Source organism: Dapis brunnea BLCC-M229 (assembly GCF_050015995.1).
Classification (GTDB): domain Bacteria; phylum Cyanobacteriota; class Cyanobacteriia; order Cyanobacteriales; family Microcoleaceae; genus Trichodesmium.
Window position 1 is genome coordinate 23910 of sequence record NZ_JBNHEP010000261.1, and the last position, 18109, is coordinate 42018.

General features: G+C 36.1%; 12 protein-coding genes and 1 pseudogene. 10 read left to right on the plus strand and 3 right to left on the minus strand.

Annotated elements, in window-relative coordinates; translation table 11 throughout:
• Positions 1 to 194: 194 nt before the first annotated feature.
• From hslO to ACP6PM_RS30140, 5 genes are all read left to right on the plus strand, one after another.
• Positions 195 to 1130 (plus strand): Hsp33 family molecular chaperone HslO, encoded by a 936-nt coding sequence (hslO, locus tag ACP6PM_RS30120; RefSeq protein ID WP_426590558.1) that lies wholly within the window; start codon positions 195 to 197, stop codon positions 1128 to 1130.
• A 1763-nt stretch (positions 1131 to 2893) separates the two neighbouring features.
• Positions 2894 to 5035 carry a hypothetical protein gene (locus tag ACP6PM_RS30125; RefSeq protein WP_426590559.1) on the plus strand — a complete coding sequence of 714 codons (2142 nt, stop codon included), beginning with the start codon at positions 2894 to 2896 and terminating at the stop codon, positions 5033 to 5035.
• A gap of 355 nt (positions 5036 to 5390) precedes the next feature.
• Positions 5391 to 6146, plus strand: coding sequence for an aldehyde oxygenase (deformylating) (locus tag ACP6PM_RS30130; RefSeq protein WP_426590560.1), 756 nt, complete (start codon positions 5391 to 5393; stop codon positions 6144 to 6146).
• Between the two features lie 168 nt (positions 6147 to 6314).
• Positions 6315 to 7334: a long-chain acyl-[acyl-carrier-protein] reductase gene (locus tag ACP6PM_RS30135; protein WP_426590561.1), complete on the plus strand. Its 1020-nt coding sequence runs from the start codon at positions 6315 to 6317 to the stop codon at positions 7332 to 7334.
• A 354-nt stretch (positions 7335 to 7688) separates the two neighbouring features.
• Complete coding sequence (locus ACP6PM_RS30140) at positions 7689 to 7967, plus strand: hypothetical protein (protein ID WP_426590562.1); 279 nt, start codon at positions 7689 to 7691, stop codon at positions 7965 to 7967.
• 34 nt (positions 7968 to 8001) lie between these two features.
• Here the strand turns inward: ACP6PM_RS30140 and ACP6PM_RS30145 are convergent, their stop codons facing one another.
• The gene (locus ACP6PM_RS30145; RefSeq protein ID WP_426590563.1) at positions 8002 to 9303 is read right to left on the minus strand and encodes a glutamate-5-semialdehyde dehydrogenase; all 1302 of its coding nucleotides are present in this window, start codon (positions 9301 to 9303) and stop codon (positions 8002 to 8004) included.
• Positions 9304 to 10078: 775 nt separating this feature from the next.
• On the opposite strand from ACP6PM_RS30145, the gene ACP6PM_RS30150 reads away from it, so the two are divergent.
• The 4 genes and pseudogenes from ACP6PM_RS30150 to ACP6PM_RS30165 all read left to right on the plus strand — a co-directional run.
• Complete coding sequence (locus ACP6PM_RS30150; protein ID WP_426590564.1) at positions 10079 to 11740, plus strand: mechanosensitive ion channel family protein; 1662 nt, start codon at positions 10079 to 10081, stop codon at positions 11738 to 11740.
• A gap of 1471 nt (positions 11741 to 13211) precedes the next feature.
• Positions 13212 to 13730, plus strand: coding sequence for an LptA/OstA family protein (locus ACP6PM_RS30155; RefSeq protein ID WP_426590565.1), 519 nt, complete (start codon positions 13212 to 13214; stop codon positions 13728 to 13730).
• Positions 13731 to 14125: 395 nt separating this feature from the next.
• Positions 14126 to 14854 carry an LPS export ABC transporter ATP-binding protein gene (lptB, locus tag ACP6PM_RS30160; RefSeq protein WP_426590566.1) on the plus strand — a complete coding sequence of 243 codons (729 nt, stop codon included), beginning with the start codon at positions 14126 to 14128 and terminating at the stop codon, positions 14852 to 14854.
• 268 nt (positions 14855 to 15122) lie between these two features.
• Positions 15123 to 15309, plus strand: a pseudogene (locus ACP6PM_RS30165) (IS1634 family transposase); the annotation flags it as partial.
• A 58-nt stretch (positions 15310 to 15367) separates the two neighbouring features.
• On the opposite strand, the gene ACP6PM_RS30170 reads toward ACP6PM_RS30165, so the two are convergent.
• Positions 15368 to 15520, minus strand: a complete 153-nt coding sequence (locus ACP6PM_RS30170; protein ID WP_426590567.1) for a hypothetical protein — start codon at positions 15518 to 15520, stop codon at positions 15368 to 15370.
• 456 nt (positions 15521 to 15976) lie between these two features.
• Positions 15977 to 17281 (minus strand): serine hydrolase, encoded by a 1305-nt coding sequence (locus ACP6PM_RS30175; RefSeq protein WP_426590568.1) that lies wholly within the window; start codon positions 17279 to 17281, stop codon positions 15977 to 15979.
• Between the two features lie 130 nt (positions 17282 to 17411).
• Here ACP6PM_RS30175 and ACP6PM_RS30180 point away from each other — a divergent pair, with 130 nt between their 5' ends.
• A complete protein-coding gene (locus ACP6PM_RS30180) occupies positions 17412 to 17954 on the plus strand; it encodes a DUF4334 domain-containing protein (RefSeq protein WP_426590569.1) in 543 nt (180 codons plus the stop codon).
• The last annotated feature ends 155 nt before the right edge of the window (positions 17955 to 18109 follow it).

Consider the following 18109-nt stretch of genomic DNA (forward strand, 5'->3'; position numbering starts at 1 on the left):
AGATATAATTTTTAAATTTATTTATATTTTGGTTTTTTTGTCAAACAAAATTAGAACATCGCAAGTATATACATAATGCTATTTTTAATCTATTTTTTACTACAGTCCGGTTATCTTGGACAAATTTCACCTGTAGTATTCCAAGAGAGTTATGATAAAGAAACTCAGAATTATTAAGAAATGTAAGGACTCCAATGGCAGATCAACTAATTAGAGCTACGGCAGCAGAAGGAGGCATTCGTGCTGTTGGTGCAATTACCACTCGCTTAACCGAAGAAGCAAGACAACGACACAAACTTTCTTGGGTAGCCTCTGCTGCTCTAGGCCGAACAATGGCCGCAGGACTATTATTAGCTTCTAGTATGAAAACTCCACAATCAAGAGTTAACATTAGTGTCCAGGGCAATGGTCCTTTAGGAGGAGTGCTAGTTGATGCTGGCCTAGATGGAACAGTGCGAGGCTATGTAGAAAATCCTACAATTGAGCTATCACCAAATCAAATCGGCAAACTAGATGTAGGAAAGGCAATAGGCAATCAAGGTTACTTATATATAGTAAGAGATGTAGGCCACGGCTACCCATACTCCAGTACAGTAGAATTAGTCTCTGGAGAAATTGGAGATGACATTACCCATTATTTAGTCACATCAGAACAAACACCATCAGCTGTAGTGCTAGGAGTATTCGTAGATACAGAAGGCATACAAGCAGCAGGAGGACTTTTGTTACAAGTCATGCCCAAAGCAGCCATAGACGAAGAATTAGTTCAAACCCTAGAATCTCGTATCGCCTCTCTATCAGGATTTACTCCATTGCTACGTTCGGGCAAAACATTACCAGAAATTTTCCAACAACTTTTGGGAGATATGGGTTTAAATATATTACCCGAACGTCAAATAGTCCGTTTTAACTGTGACTGTTCTTTTGAGAGGGTATTAGGAGCTTTAAAAATGTTTGGTATAGACGAACTAAAAGATATGATTGAAAAAGACAACGGTGCCGAAGTAACCTGCGAATTTTGTGCAGAAGTATATCAAGCCAGTCAAAAAGATCTCACACAACTCATTCAAGACTTACAACAACCTTTCGCAGAAGTGCCTATTGGACAATTACGGAGGTCATCTCATTGAAATTCTCCAGACCTTGCCCTTGGGCCAAAACCCAGGATTCCTAAACCGTATTACCCACTCCTGAACTTTTCATGTCGCGTAGGGAAACGGGATTTACGTTGATGCGGCCTCTTGCCTACTGGGTGGGAGATACCCTAACAGAGTAGCTTTCCATTTGTCATGCTCTCCATTCATGTCGGCGACAGACGAAACGCTTTTTGTGTCGTGCAGCGAAATATAGCATCGGCCTTCGGCCCTATTCCCTCTTGATAGTCTTACAGTAGATCCACAAGCTGTCACTGGTAGCCCAGTAGCCCTACCTATAGTAGTAAGGTGTCTAGCTTTAGAATGTGGGTAAAGCAATTGCTAAGAAGGCAGTAAATTCAATATTATCGGCCTGTATTTACCCACAATCTTTAGTCTAGACTAGCTAGTAGTATATTGATTTTAGATTACTGTCAAAAGTACAACCAACATTGATTGGTCTTTATGAGGTACTGTGTACAGAATTACTTCCGCGTACAGAATTACTTCCGCAGATTTATTCCCGCCTTCGCGATACTCCTCTTTTGAGAGAGCGCCACTCTTAGACCAACGTTTTGATCGATAAATTTTAATAATTCAATCTAAACTACTTTACCGAATAATTAAGGTAAAAAGCCTCTCCTAATTAGGAGAAACAAGCGGTCGAGGGATGGCGAGGTTTCCGTTCCCTCCGGGACGCTATCCTAGGTCATGCTCCGCAAACGCGTTTCATGTCGCGCAGCGAAACGCTAGCCTCCAATCGACCAAGAGAGCGGTCGGAAAGCGGAGCATGGAGTAGGATGGGATGGCAAGGTCTCCTCGTCAGATCCAATCTCCCCTTGATCAGAAAAAATTTTCACGCTCCGCGTCAATCCAATCCGTTTTAGGGAGAGGTAATTATCCATTATCCATTAATCAAATCTTCCCAACATTGCCCATAGGGCGACAACAAAGGATTTGGTCACATCACGACGTGCGGTTTCTATTGCCTCTTACAGAGAAGCTTTCCGTTTGTCATGGTACCCATCCATGTCGGCAACAGCCAAAACACTTTTCATGTCGCCCAGCGAAACATATCACCTGCCTAATCGGGGGAACCTCTTTTTTCTCTCAAGACTCGCTCCACAGTACTTTGCCAATCCTACGGCTCCCCTAGACACTTCTAGCCTACCAGGCTAATGTAGCTGGTGGTGGTTAGTAATGGTAAAGGAAGCACCAGGAGTGGGGAGATGGGGGGATGAGGAGTGTGGGAGAAATCAAAAAATATATATCCTCACTATTAGCATGCAGGACTACCATGTAGCTTAACACGCAGCTCGTGAAAACCTGAATATTGATTTGTTTTCCCATCGCCCCTTTTTTAGCTATGCTTTATAAACATCTTTCTTAACATAAAACTTAGACATTAGAAAAAGGTTATGTTTCTTACCATTCAATGGATATGATAGGAGAGTAAATGTATTTAATTAGAGGCTAAACTCCCCCCACCTCCCCCTAACCCCACCCCCCCATCTCCCTATCGGAAAAGGATTTTAGGAGTTCCTTATCAGGGATAGCTTTCAAAGGGGAGATGGAGAGCGCCAATCTTCAACTAACATTGAGATAATTGGTTGCAAATATGTAAAAAATAGTGTATACCTAGAAACCGCATATAATTAAATTAACTTTAATTTAGATAAAAGCTTGTTTGTAGGCTGAATCAATCCGAAAGTAATGAGAGTTTAATATCTTCGTTGCTTGCTGCTCAGGATAAAGCATATATGAATGAAAAGCACAAAACAATAGGCCATGGCCGGATAATCCGTCAGAGGCAATTACCTGAACGTCGGAAAAATCGCGAACAAAGACTGCAAGAACTTAGATCAAATGGCAGTCAGATCAAGACCTACAAATCTCCGGCAAAATACTCTAATCAGGAAAAACATTCAGTTTCCCCAATAAAAAAAACTGATCCCAAAAAACCAAAACCTCCAAACAATCTAGGTTCTATTTATGGGTTGTTGTGGATAGGACTACTGGTAATAGTTCCCGCTGGAGCAGGTATAACAGCTATGTCGGCTTTGTTTAAGTTACCCTCTCAGGAAGATTGTGAGTCAACTTACTGGCGTACTGCATCTGCTAGTAAACGCCTTTATTGTGCCCAGTTGTTAGCTACTTCCTCAACTGTGGACAGTTTACTTCAAGCAATTAATCTGGTAGATGTTTTATCAAATGACCATCCAATGCGTCCACAAATAGATGGTTATATTGAAAGGTGGTCGAAAAAAATATTGTCCTTGGGGGACTTAGCTTTTCAAGATGGAAAATTAGAAGAAGCTATTACTATTGCCCAAAAAGTTCCCCAGAAAGTGCCAGCTTACCCACTCGTAGAAAAACAGATTCAAGACTGGCAAAAAACTTGGAATCAAGCTGAAGCAAATTACAAGCAGACTCAAGAATATTTGCGTAAAGAACAATGGAATCAAGCTTCCATAGAAGCCTCTCGTTTACTATCAGTGCCAAATGTTCACTGGGGAACACAAAAATACCAGGAACTAATTAACGATATTAAAAGAACTCGGAAAGAAGGCGCCAAATTAAACGAAGCACGAGATATTGGGGAACAAGGTGGACTAGATAATCTGACAAATGCTATTAAACAAGTTCAAGAAATTGAACAAAAGAGCTATATTTATCAAACGGCTCAAAAGTTAATGGTTAATTTGGGAAAACAAATAATAGAGATAGCTTCAGTAAAATTAAACGCAGGAAATTGGCAAGAGGCACTTGATATAGTCAATAAAGTTCCAAAAAATGATGCCCTACAGGAAAAGGTAGAAGATATAGAATTATTAGCTCGTGCCCATTCCCCAGCTAGTTTAGGTACAATAGCAGGACTAGAAGATGCTATAGCTCAAGTTCAAAAACTCAAAGCTGAACGACCTTTTTACAGCAAAGCTCAACAGTTGATTGGTCTGTGGCAGCAAGAAATCGCAGATGTCGCCATTATTGAAGAAGGAAAAAAACTAGCCCAACCCAAAGGAATTAGTGATTTAAAAGCAGCGATCGCCAAATTGCAGAGTATTCCTCCCTATAACCCTCGGGGACAAGAAGCAACTACTTTGATAGAAGCTTGGAGTAGACAACTACAACAACAAGAAGATCGGCCTTTTTTGGAGAAAGCCGAAAAATTAGCAAGCTTTGGCGATATAACTTCCTTACAAGCAGCAATTGATGAAGCAAGTCAAATTGGTCAGGACAGAACTCTTTATCAGGAAGCTCAAAAGAAAATTAATAGGTGGACAGAAAAAGTTCAACGTTCTCAAGACCAACCAATTCTTGATAATGCACAACTACTAGCATTGTCGGGTAATACAGAACAGGCAATTGCCACAGCAAAAAAAATTCAACCAGGTAGAATCCTCTATAATCAAGCTAGAGGTAAAATTCAAGAGTGGCAATCTCAACAAGAGGCCAAAAGAAGTTTAGAGAATGCTCGTCAAGCGGCAGTAGCAGCAACAGCAGATGCTTATGCTACAGCAATTACTTTAGCACAGCAAGTACCAACTTCTAGTTCCAGGCAATTGGAGGCTTCCCAATTGATTAATCAATGGAGTCAACAAATATTGTCGATCGCTATGGATGTAGTTAACCGAGATGTGCCAAGAGCAATCTCAATTGCTAGGAAAATTCCGAGAAATAGTCTTGCTTATAATTCAGCCCAGAGTCAAATTAGTCTTTGGCAAAGTTGGCTCATCCCTACTCCATCTGTAGAGTCTGATACTCTACCTTCAGATCCTGTAGAGTATCAGACTCTACCTTCAGATCAATCTCAGCAGTTGAGAGAAGAAAACTCAACTAATCTTACAGATGAGAGAGGTAAACCTTTGGTATCTACACCAAAATTTATCAATAATAACTAGAGTCAAGATCGATAATTATTGGCCATTGTGAATCTCCACAATACATGGCCAAAAAAATGCGATAATCAAAAGCCTAATAACTAACGAAACTAAAGCTTAACTATTTGATTGATGCTCTGAAAAAGGTCAATAAATTGATATATAATTTTTTAGGTAGAATTACCAGAATCTAAACTAAAATTTGTAGAAATGGAGGTTTGTACAAAAGTTGGGCCTTAATTAAAAGATAAATTATAGCTATACTAACCAATTATTCCAGAAAGTAGGTACAGTAAACTATAAGCTAAGTTAAGATTGATAAAATATTTTTCTTTCCACTTCTAAAACTATTTTGTGATGAGGAGATAACTAACATATGCCAAAGCTTGAAGCAATTCCTACCATGGATTCTCAAAGTGAAACTAAACTAGATCAAGTGAAGTCTCAAATTGAAACCGATCAAACAAAATTTGAAACTGAAACGTACAAAGATGCCTATAGCCGAATCAATGCAATCGTAATTGAAGGAGAGCAAGAGGCTTATGAAAACTATATTAAACTGGCCGAAATGCTTTCCGATCAAAAGGATGAGCTGATTAAGCTATCAAAAATGGAAAATCGTCACAAAAAAGGCTTTCAAGCTTGTGGAAATAATCTGAAAGTGAAACCTGATATGGAGTTTGCCAAAAAGTTTTTTGACCCACTGCATCAGAACTTTCAAACCGCAGCATCTACAGGCAATGTCGTAACTTGTCTGTTAATTCAATCTCTAATTATTGAATGTTTCGCGATCGCAGCATACAATATTTATATTCCTGTTGCCGATCCCTTTGCTCGAAAAATTACTGAAGGTGTGGTCAAAGATGAGTACAGTCACCTCAACTTTGGTGAAGTATGGCTAAAAGAGCATTTTGAAGACTCCAAAGCAGAACTACAACAAGCAAATCGCCAAAACTTACCTCTAGTATGGAAAATGCTGAACCAGGTAGAAAAAGACGCTAAGACTTTAGAAATGGAAAAAGAAGCATTAATTGAGGATTTTATGATTGCTTATGGTGAAGCTCTGAACAATATTGGTTTTACTACTGGAGAAATTATGCGGATGTCAGCTTATGGTCTGGTTGCCGCATAGTTAATTTTAATCAATGTGGAAATTAGGATTGGGAATGAGTAATGGCATAACATTTAACAAAAGATTGTTCAAGCGTGAAAATGATACTTGCCAATTTACAATTCTACCCTTATTTCCACATACCATCAGCAATAACTAACCTAATAATAATCAAAACTTAAAATTTTAATGTTTGGTCTAATTGGTCATCTAACTAGCTTAGAACACGCCCAATCCGTAGCAAGAGATTTAGGATATCCAGAATACGCAGATCAAGGTCTTGAATTCTGGTGCAGCGCTCCACCTCAAATAGTAGATACAATCAAAGTAACAAGTATCACAGGTCAGAAAATTGAAGGCAAATATGTAGAATCTTGTTTTCTACCAGAAATGCTAGCTTCTAGCCGAATCAAAGCAGCTACCCGTAAAATAATCAATGCCATGGCCCATGCTCAAAAGAATGGTATCGATATAACTGCTTTGGGTGGGTTTTCATCAATTATTTTTGAGAATTTTAATTTGCAGAAGTTTAAGCAAATTCGCAATATTACATTGGAATTTAAACGTTTTACTACTGGCAATACTCACACAGCTTATATTATCTGTCAGCAAGTAGAACAAGGGGCGCAAAAGTTAGGAATTGATTTGTCAAAAGCAACAGTAGCTGTATGTGGGGCAACTGGTGATATTGGTAGCGCAGTATGTCGTTGGTTGAGTACTAAGACAGAAGTAGAAGAATTATTATTGATAGCTCGTAAGCAAGAGCCACTAAAAAATCTGCAAGGGGAATTAGGTAGGGGCAAAATTCTAGAATTAGATGCAGCTTTGCCTCTAGCTGATATTATCGTTTGGGTTGCTAGTATGCCCAAAGGTGTAGAAATCAATTCAAGTCTGTTAAAGAAGCCCTGTTTATTGATTGATGGTGGTTATCCCAAAAATATGGCTACTAAAGTTCAGCAAGAAGGAATCTATGTTCTCAATGGTGGAATTGTAGAACACTCTCTTGAGATTGACTGGAAAATTATGAACATTGTCAATATGGAGGTACCAGGTCGTCAATTATTTGCTTGTTTTGCTGAGTCAATGCTACTCGAATTTGAGAAGTTATATACTAATTTTTCTTGGGGACGGAATTTAATTACTGTGGAAAAAATGGAATTAATTGGAAAGTTATCTGTTAAGCATGGATTTAAACCTCTAATGCTTTGAAAAATAGAGAGGAAATATTGCAGTTAGAAGTGTTGGATTTGTTCTGAGAAATTAGATTTATTCTATTAAGTAGAGTCTGGTGAAAAAGTTTTGGTTGCTATAGACACAAGTCAATAAGGTTTTGGTGTAAAATTGTTGATGGTAGAAGTTCAAAAATCTGAATCTTAGCGAGATACCTTCTCGTCTGAAACAGGATAAGGGGTTGGAAGCAACTCTGATGCTGAAGGGAATTTTTGACCGAATTGAGATACCAACTTATGATGAGATTCCTGATTTAAAATTTGTTACTGACCATCAGAAATTTTCTAAATGGACTATTCCTAATACAGAAATCGACATTCAATTCAAGAGGATGTGCTGCTAAGAGTTAATGATATAGTTGAATTATCAGGAACAGGTTTTGCTTTTCCCTCCCAGACGAATTATATCTCTAAAGATAGCGGACTCGATCTTGAGAGAAGTCGCGCTGCTGAGGCTGAAGTTCAGCTTTGGCGGTCAAAGGGTCTACTTCCTTTTCCTGAATTATCTACTGAACAGCGCGATCGACTTCGTGATACTCTGGATTTTCCACCAGAGGGTTCACCAAATTTTCCTCCAGTTTCAGGTCAAGAGAACAACAGTGATGAGAATTAGGGCGATATCTGACAAAAATTCAATGCAGCCAAAATCAAAATTGCAAATTTCGGTGGGTAAATGCTTTAGCGTTATCACCAGCATAAGTGGCAGCAATATGACCGTCCCCAACAATTTGATATTTATAAGTCACTAATCCTTCTAAACCTACGGGACCTCTTGGTGGCATTTTCTGGGTACTAATTCCTACTTCAGCACCAAAACCATAACGGAAACCATCAGAAAATCGAGTTGAGCAGTTATGGAATACACCAGCAGCATCTATTTGTGCTAGGAATGTCTCCGCAGCTTTTCCATCCTCAGTGACAATAGCATCTGTGTGTCCGGAACCATAAGTATTGATGTGAGCGATCGCTTCTTCTAAAGTATCAACTACTTTAACGGACAAGACTAGATCGCTATATTCTGTTGCCCAGTCTACATCTGTCGCTACCTTAACCGATGACAAAATTTGCTGAGTAGCTGCGTCACCGCGTAACTCAACCTGACGTTTTTTGAGTTCGGGGAAAACTTCTGGGAGAAACTTAGCAGCAACATCAGTGTGAACTAACAAAGTTTCAGCAGCATTACAAGCTGCAGGATACTGAGTTTTGGCATCCACAGTAATTGCTACTGCTTTTTGAATATCTGCAAATTTATCGACATAGACATGACAAATTCCTTCCGCATGACCTAAAACCGGAATTTGAGTATTTTCTTGAACAAATCTGACAAAAGAATTAGAACCCCTAGGAATAATTAAATCAACATATTCATCTAACTTCAGTAACTCCAGAGTTTCTTCCCTGGTAGTTAATAACTGCACTGCATCAGGGTTAACAGAAGTTGTGGATAAACCTTGGCGAATTGCTGTAACTAACTCTTGACATGAATTAATTGCTTCTTTACCCCCTTTAAGAATGACGCCATTTCCTGATTTAATTGCTAAAGCTGAAATTTGAATAACAGCATCTGGACGAGCTTCAAAGACGACACCAACAACTCCCAGGGGACAAGTGATACGCTTGAGAGTTAATCCTGTATCTAGTTCCCGATGTATTTGCACCATACCTACAGGTTCGGGAAGAGTTGCGACATTGCGTAAACCAGCGATCGCGCTTTTTAGTTTAGCTTCATTCATTTTCAATCTATTATAGAGCGGTTTGGCAATTCCATCAGTTTCAGCTATCTTGCAGTCAAGTTGGTTTGCTGTAAGAATTTTTGGTGCTGCTTTTTCTAATGCTTGGGCAACTGCTTCAATAGCTTGATTTTTGGCTTCTGTAGATAAAACTGCTGATTTTTGTGCTGCTTGGCGGGTGGTTTTTGCTATTTCAATCAAAGAAACTTCTGTAATCATTTTACTTTAGGCAAAATCTCACTAATTATTTTCCTATTATATCATTTTTTTCTAATTATTATTAATTATATTTTCAACATTAATCGTTGCACTTAACGTCCAAAACTAAGATTAATTTTTTTTAAGAAAAACTCTTTTTTGTGCAGCAATAACAAAGAAATATTATCTATTTTGAATTGGCAAAAATTTTGCTACAAATTCATACTAATCAGATACTGGAGCCGGAAGTTTGGCGATTTACAGGTAGGCGCAATTCATAAATTTATCCTAAAAAAAGTCAGAATAGTTTGAAAAAATTTACAAGTAAGCATTCAGCTTTTTAATCAATGAAGCAACAATTAGTTTAATTTCTACTACATTTTCAACCAGAGAATTGAAGTACAAGAACGACAAACTTTAATTGTCAAACCATACAATTATGTGGCGGGAAATTGTATATGTGGTTCGGAAGCTGATAGCTGTTAACGCAGTTCCTCCCCAGGAGGCTAACGCAGTTCTTCTGTAAGAGGCTAGCTGACAACTGAATGCTTAAATTTACAATATTTCCTATTTTACCTTAAATTTTGCCTGCCTACTTATCTGATTAACTAATTATTCAAATACTAAGATTTATGTCCGGATACTTCTTATTCTGAAGAGAAAGCAATCAGTAGACTAATTGTATATGTAATGGCTTATGGAAATTTTTAAATTTCTTTCATTAAAACTCATACCAATCAAGAAAAATTTGTTCTACAATTGTTATAAAATATCAAAAATTATAACTGTAATATTCTTGAGTCTGTTAACCTTCATTATTACAATTAACAACGCTGATTTAGCATTAAGTCAGACTTTAGAAAAATCACAAAATAGTAATATTGAAAATCTCAGTCAAGTTAACTCATTAACACCTATTAGCAACATAGTTTATAAACCAATCAAAATAGACGGCAGAGAAATTTTCAAAGTCGCAGCAATAGCCGGGCAAGAAATTCAAGGAAACAGCAAAACATCTCCTCTCAATATTCGAGTCAAACTGTATGAAAATAATCTCAGACAAACGATTAAAAATTGCTTTGATACGGATACTTTAAAATTAACTCTTGAAATCCTGGAAAACCAGACTTTAGTATTTGCTTCCGATGCAGAAGAACTGAAAAATCAAGAATTGATTGCTATTACAGATTTAGATGCTCAAATTCATGGCATATCTAGAGAAGATTTAGCTAATCAGATTATTGGTTTTATGAGAGATGCCTTAATCAGGGCACAGACAGAGCGACAACCAGACTATTTATTCAGACAAATTTTAATTTCTACAGGGATAATATTAGCTTTGATACTGTTGAGCTTTCTCATATCAATTTTGCAAAAATACTGCTTCAAGAAATATCAAAAACTTCAAAAACTCATAGAAAGTTTAAAATTGTCTTATCCCCAAATAGATGAATTGAGAAATAATCAACAATTAACCACAGTAAAACCAGAATTAAACCTCGGACAAAAACAACAGTTAATATGGGAACAACAGCAAGATAAAAATTCTTTTTTCAGAAGTTTATTGCAAGTAATTCACATAATTTTATGGCTGTGTGGTATTGGCTGGATTTTAGGAAATTTTCCTTATAGTCGTTGGCTACAAATTTTCTTACTTTCTTATGCCATGGTGTTAACTACAATCATCGGTACTTACTTAATAATTCAAGCCAGTCCGGTTATAATCAACTGGTTTGCCATTAATAGTTTTCAGAGACTAGAAACAGAAACTTCTGTTCAAAGAACAGTATCACGAGCAATTACTTTTTCCCATACATTGCAAGGAATTGTAATGTTTACATTAGCTTGTCTAGGTATACTTTTGGTATTTCAAAACTTAAATATTTCTCTAATTATCATATTAGTAGGTTTAGGTATTATTAGTTTGACAGTTTCTTTAGGTGGTCATAATTTAGTTAAAGATATAATCAGTGGAATTTTAATATTGCTAGAAGATCAATATGCAATTGGCGATATTATTGATTTAGATTATACTATTGGCTATGTAGAAGACATGAATTTTCGGGTGACACAATTGCGTGATTCTGGAGGACGCTTAAGTATTATTCCTCATGGCAATATTTCTACAGTACATAATTTGACTAAAGATTGGGCAAGTATTGATTTAAGAATAAAAGTTAATTTAGATACTAATTTAAGTCTAGCATTAAAGTTAATTAAGCAAGTTACTAATGAGTTGATAAATGATTTAAGTTGGGGAGATAAAATCCTCGATCATGCTAGTATTTTAGCTGTAAATAATGTTTCTCAAACGGAAGTAGAAATTACGATTAGAGTGAAAACAATACCAAGAAAACAGTGGAATGTAGCCCGTGAGTTTTGTTACAGATTGAAACAAAATTTTGAGAGAGAGAATATAACTGTTAATGCTACAATCACTTCAAAGTATAGAAGTTAAGTTGAAGTAGATGTTAGGTGTTAGGTTTTAGGTTTTAGCTTGTCATAAAAATCTGAATTTTTAGGAGATATTTAAAAAGTTCTGGTAGTCCTGCATAGTAATGGTGAGGATATATATTTTTTTAATTTTTACCCACACTCCCCACACTCCCCACACTCTACTCTACCATTACTATGCACCACCACCAAAGTTCTTATTGATCTAAGAGCTGATTTCTCAACAGATATTAAAGACAGAGTTTTTTTGTTTTTGGGAGTTGTTATATTAAATCAGGTTTGGTTATGTTGTGACTTATGAAAGTAGAGAACAGGGAGGAATTATAAATCAATACCATTTAGTTAAGGATTTTTTTTGCAAATATGTGATTTGCCAGAGAGCTTCTTATTTATGTTTTTATTCAGATTAATTTTTGTCTTATCTGAATCGTATTGAGTTATACCAATTTTATAAATGTTTGCTACAAATAACTAGGCTGTTTATTAGGAGTCAACCCACCCCTAACCCCTCCTAGGAGGGGAAGTCAGAAGTCAGGAGTCAGAATGAATTGCTTCAATGCCATTTTTTAGGTCGGAAATTATCTTTTCTGTCAAAGGGAAATCTCCTGTAAAGTCTTTTAATCACACTTACTATTCGTAATATTCTTTTTTCATGCTTGGTATTATAAATATTTTGAAAAAACCAAGCTTGGTATGATATAGCAATTCCCATGGTAGTGAAGTATAAAATTCTAGGTTTTAGGCAACAGTGAAGAGAAAAAAAGATAAGCACCTAAACAAAATTGTTTACCTACCCTAATTTGATGTGAGGCATACAATATAAGGGTTCAGTCTAACAAAATGTGTAATTAATTTTGTGTACTTGCTGTACCTATAGCAATCCTATTTAAGTTGTAATATTTTGGTGGCAATTAGGTGTCAGGAGTCAGGAGTCATAATTTTAAAGGTTTTCAGTTCAAATTAACTATTATAAAAATTCTCACAACCAATGGGCGGATTGCTATAATTAGCCTGAGACACTCTATATTAAATCCAGTTGTAAGTTATTCCAAAAATTCCTCTTAAATAGTATATAACTCCCATATAATTTTTCTGATTATCAACAGTATCACAGCCTTAATTTATCCTAATTTATGAATCTTGAATGCTAAATTATCAAATAAGTAATTAGTCGAATTAGATATTAGAGATTGTCTCTATTTTACCCTACTAAAATTGTTATATAAACTCTCAATAATTAATCACATGAAATTGATAATCTTAGTCAAGCTTATGTAAAATTTATAACTAATGAATAAACCTCAAGATAATGAGAATATACAATAACTAGATACTTGACAAAACCCTATCTTTATAAATGGTAAATCAAAAACACTGGCGACTAAATCCCAGGATTGGGTAAAATAACTAAATACTTAATTTATACCCAAGGGTCGAGATGGTGGACCTCTTGACAATTTTGTACTTAATTAAAAATGATACTCAACAAGAAAATATCAAAATCACTGATATTCAAAGGACTGCTCTTGATATTACCTCTGGCGATAATAAATTCTATTACATATCCTACGACTGCTCAAATTAACCCTAGTCAACCCCCAAGAAATCAAAATTCTTCAGGTCGTAGTCTTACTGTTCGCTCGGATATTCAAGAAGCTGATGCCAGAACAGGAGTTGTTACAGCTCGTGGTAATGTCCAAATTAACTACCCTGCTCGCAAAATTCAAGCAACAGCAGCTCAAGCTCAATATTTCAGCCGAGAACGTAGAATTGTTCTTAGTGGAGATGTATTTATACTACAGGATGGTAATACAATTCGGGGAGAAACTGTCACCTATCTGATAGATGAAGGACGCTTTATTGCTCTACCTCAATCCCAAGGGCAAGTAGAATCTATATATGTAGTTCCCGCAGGTCAAGGAACAGATGTAGAAAGTGCTGTTTCTGCCCCATTTAATCCAAAGCCAGCCTTTAAAACTCCAATAAGTCCATAATCTAAATATAACCTTTCTCAACCTTACTCATCTTTTTTATTGCTATTCCTTATTCTCTATTTCTTATTATCTGTTGCCTAAAAATTAGAATTTTGTATAGCACTACGCAAATAGGGCGCGGACATTTATCAATGCTCAAACTCACGAGGGAGATGACTTCTGACTTCGCGCCTTATGACTTCTGACTTGCACGTAGCACTATACCTTACCAGTATGAGAATTGCTATAATTAACGATTTTTATTGACAAATTTGATATTATATGTATTTTGAACTAGCCTGGAATTGATGGGATATTTATTGTTTCTATAGCTTGGTGAAAAATTTAGACATTAGATCCAATTATTGAACTCTACTGTCTAATTCAATTTTTAAAAGCTGGCTTCTAACTCAAATATGAAAATTGTTCTTGAGAATATTCACAAATATTATGGTAAGCGTGCTGTGGTGAGTCGAGTTAATATATTTATTGCTCAGGGAGAAATTGTTGGCTTACTAGGTCCCAATGGTGCAGGTAAAACTACTACATTTTATATTGCTACAGGTCTAGAAAAACCTTCACTTGGCACTGTCATTTTAAATGAGTTAGATATAACAACTTTACCAATGCATAAAAGAGCAAAACTTGGTATTGGTTATCTAGCTCAGGAACCCAGTATTTTTCGTAACCTTAGTGTGAAAGATAATATTCTCCTAGTCTTAGAACAAACAAAAGTGCCTCGTCGTGAGTGGAAAAGGCGTTTAGAGTTTCTATTACATGAGTTTCGTTTAGAAAAAATAGCTTCTACTTTAGGTTCTCAAGTTTCTGGGGGGGAACGTCGGCGAACAGAATTAGCTAGAGCTTTAGCATCTAACCAAGATGGACTAAAATTTTTATTTTTAGATGAACCATTTGCGGGAGTAGACCCAATAGCTGTTTCTGAGATTCAAAAGATAGTAGCCAAATTAGGAGAACAAAAGATGGGCATCCTAATTACGGATCATAATGTGAGGGAAACTTTAGAAATTACTGACAGAGCCTATATTATGCGAGATGGACAAATCTTAGCATCTGGAACAGCAGAAGAACTTTATAACAACCCTTTAGTACGTCAATATTATTTGGGTGATAAATTTCAGTTTTGAGGCATTCTTGCACAAGAAAGTAGTTCTCAAGTTTTTAGCACTATTAATTACTAAAGATACAAACTAGATGATGTTAGAAAGTAAGCATTCAGCGGTCAGCTCTCAGCTATCAGCTTCATTACCTTTAAAAGAGGAAAAAGTAATAAGCGAGATTTCATGCTAATTAAAAGTTACTGTAAAAGTCTATCAGTTAACCTTAAAAGTCTATGGAGCTACATCGTTCATTTTTATTGCGCTCAAGCTGACTGCTAATAGCTGAATGCTTACATGTATATTAGATTTAATTGTTAGTAGTGATAGTGGAATACCATTGTTGATCAGGGCAGAGTAGCGGAAATGAATCAGATAAATCAGTATTTGGCCAAATTTTACAATGTGTCAAAAAACAAATCAAACTAGATAGTATTATGGTCTGTGATAGTGCTTTATATAGTCAAGAGAATATCCAGTTAATCTCACAGAGGAACGGAGTTTGATTTTACAGTTTTTACCCTCTGCTTGTCAAAAATATTATTAGTGATTTTGATGGTACGCGATCGCACTACCTGCTACACGAAAATTGATTGATGCTCTTGACTCGAGTATAGTTGCTCCTGTGTTTTTTGCTGCCAAGAGAACTCCCAGGTTCAACAACAATACTCTAACCCTCACTTTTTTATGTTCCATACAATTAATTTGTTAGCTAAAATTCTGGTGATGGTTCATGTATCTTTTTATGCTACATTTTGAAGTGCGGAATGTGGGAACAATAAGTTGGCTGAAATTCTGATGATGATTCATGTATCTTTTTATGCTACATTATGAAGTGCGGAATGTGGGATTTAATATCATGTTCGGTTGAATAGTTCTTATTAAAGTTTGTAGTTGGGCTTTAGACCCATCTATAACTTAGGGCTAAAGCCTAACTACAAACAAAAACTTTTTTTATCACTGATTATCCACACATGATATAAGTTATAAATTTATGAGTTTACCTTTAAAAATTCACTGTTATTATTGGTATAAAAAAGCCTAGAAACCGGGTTTATTTTAAATGCCTACCTCCTACAAACCCGGTTTCTCATTATCTACAGCAAACCATCATTATCAATTATCTGTTATCCATTATTAATTATCCATTAATTAAAGCAGACCATCATTATCAATCAGATATTTTGCCAACTTATTAATACAATTACGAATTTGAGGGTCTCGTCCACCACGACTATCAATTACAGTCATTAGATAGACTTCACCATCAATACTTAGCCCCAAAGTAGTACCTAGAGCGCGAGAATTTTGTCCAGTCTTTTCACCTAACCATTTAACTTCTGGCAATTTTTCTAAACCAGCATATCCCAATAACCTATCCTTCTGACGAGCTAATGCTTCTATCAATACATCAGAATTTGGATACTCATTGTTATATATTGAGACCATCATATCTGTCAGTTCATTGCTAGTCAAACTATTACGACCTTTACCAGGATTTTTTGGCCTAATACGGTTGCCCATTAATTTATAGTTGACCCGAATAACTTTGTAACCATCATTTTTGAGAACTTTATTAATATAAGGTTGCCCTAAATAATCAATTAGTTGATTTGTGGCAATATTACTACTATGGTCAATCATTTGTCCGACCAAAGTTTTTAAGGGATAACGTTTTCTCGCCCGAATTTCTGAAGCATCTTCAGTAAAGTTACCTCGACTAACATAAACAGGAGTATCTAAACTAATATTTTCTTTCGATACTTTTTGCATCAATGCCACAGCAATAGGAACTTTGATTAAACTTGCGGCACTTGCCGGAGCTTTATTACCATTTAAGTTTAAACATTCTCTGCGTAAGTTACAGATAGTAATTGTAGCTCTGCTTGATAGACCACTTTCTTTACGAATTTTATCTAAAAAGTTAGATTTAGTTAGGTTTAATTGATCGGAAGAATGATTGAGACTGCGCTTATATTCTTTAAGTTTTTTATTAGTTTTTCCTCCAATAAATGAGTCGGCAGGAATTTCCTGTAAGTTATAAATAGCTTGTTGCCAGAGATGTTTTTCTGTTTCTCTAGTTTTGACAGTTGGATTTGCAGATACTCCCACCTCAGCAGCTTGGGCACCTAGAGTTAATGCTTGTCTCCAATTATCATTAGCTCGCTGTTCAATTAATATTTGAACTTCAATTTCTTGTAATTTTTGAACTAGGTTTTCTTGTTTTTCTAATGTTGCTTGATTTTCCTCAGAAAAGAATAATCTTTTTCTAGGAGTAGGCAGAGATTCTAATTTATTAACTATGCTATCCCGCGTCTCATAGAGTTCTTGCAAAGATTGAGTATAAGATTCTGCTGCCAAGGAACTCTGTATATTCCCAATTGAAAAGAGGGTAAGACTGGCCATTGTTGTTAAAGTGCCAGTGAGGATTTGTTTTATTTTTAATATTCGGTGCATAGAATTCGCCCCACACAAATAAATAATTTTCTGCTGACCAATAAAGATAATCTTGAATTCTAAAGAAAATTAATCTATCAGTCTAAATACAAATATACTATGTTCTATAGTAAGTAACCAAAAAGCTAAGATGAACACTTTAGAAAAGTTCAATACAACTGTGGAAAATGGAGAAGCTAGTACGGAGGAAGCCTTAAAATTTTTTGATGAGTTAGAGTCTGTGAACTTAGAGTTTATGATAGGTAGGTGGCAAGGATCTGAATTTCCTACAAATCACCCCATGGATGGCTTACTAGAAGCTAGTGGTTGGTACGGAAAAGAATTTGTTGATGTTGACCAAGTTCATCCTTTGTTGTTTTCAGATGGGAATAATAATATATTTAAGGTCGAGCCAAATCCAACTGCAATGAATTTGGGACTTCGTTTGCCAGTTCTGAAAAGTAAGGCCATGAAACCTATTTTTACCCTGATGAACTTGATGTTAAAAACTGAGAAAAGTCAGGCAAGGATTCGTATGATGGAGTATCGTCAAAAGGTTAGTGCAACGATGATTTATGATAATTTGCCAATTAACGACATCTTTAGAAAAATAGATAATAATACAGTATTGGGTTTAATGGATTTTAAAGGTGTACCACAACCTTTCTTTTTTGTATTGAAGAGAGATATATAGCCAGGAGTCAGGAGTCAGGAGTCATGAGGTAAGGTGAGTAGCCTTACTTTTTGCGCGTTGCTAACTCTAGGTATGATTTGATAATTTTAGAGTTTGAACTCTCACGGGGTGACAAGCTAGTTGAAAGCTATATATAGAAAGGGATTTACGCCTGG

What these genes read in the sequence shown, in the direction of transcription:
- hslO (WP_426590558.1), top strand. Translation starts at nt 195, where the DNA reads ATGGCAGATCAACTAATTAGAGCTACGGCAGCAGAAGGAGGCATTCGT.
- ACP6PM_RS30125 (WP_426590559.1), top strand. Translation starts at nt 2,894, where the DNA reads ATGAATGAAAAGCACAAAACAATAGGCCATGGCCGGATAATCCGTCAG.
- ACP6PM_RS30130 (WP_426590560.1), top strand. Translation starts at nt 5,391, where the DNA reads ATGCCAAAGCTTGAAGCAATTCCTACCATGGATTCTCAAAGTGAAACT.
- ACP6PM_RS30135 (WP_426590561.1), top strand. Translation starts at nt 6,315, where the DNA reads ATGTTTGGTCTAATTGGTCATCTAACTAGCTTAGAACACGCCCAATCC.
- ACP6PM_RS30145 (WP_426590563.1), bottom strand. Translation starts at nt 9,303, where the DNA reads ATGATTACAGAAGTTTCTTTGATTGAAATAGCAAAAACCACCCGCCAA.
- ACP6PM_RS30155 (WP_426590565.1), top strand. Translation starts at nt 13,212, where the DNA reads ATGATACTCAACAAGAAAATATCAAAATCACTGATATTCAAAGGACTG.
- lptB (WP_426590566.1), top strand. Translation starts at nt 14,126, where the DNA reads ATGAAAATTGTTCTTGAGAATATTCACAAATATTATGGTAAGCGTGCT.
- ACP6PM_RS30170 (WP_426590567.1), bottom strand. Translation starts at nt 15,520, where the DNA reads ATGGAACATAAAAAAGTGAGGGTTAGAGTATTGTTGTTGAACCTGGGA.
- ACP6PM_RS30175 (WP_426590568.1), bottom strand. Translation starts at nt 17,281, where the DNA reads ATGCACCGAATATTAAAAATAAAACAAATCCTCACTGGCACTTTAACA.
- ACP6PM_RS30180 (WP_426590569.1), top strand. Translation starts at nt 17,412, where the DNA reads ATGAACACTTTAGAAAAGTTCAATACAACTGTGGAAAATGGAGAAGCT.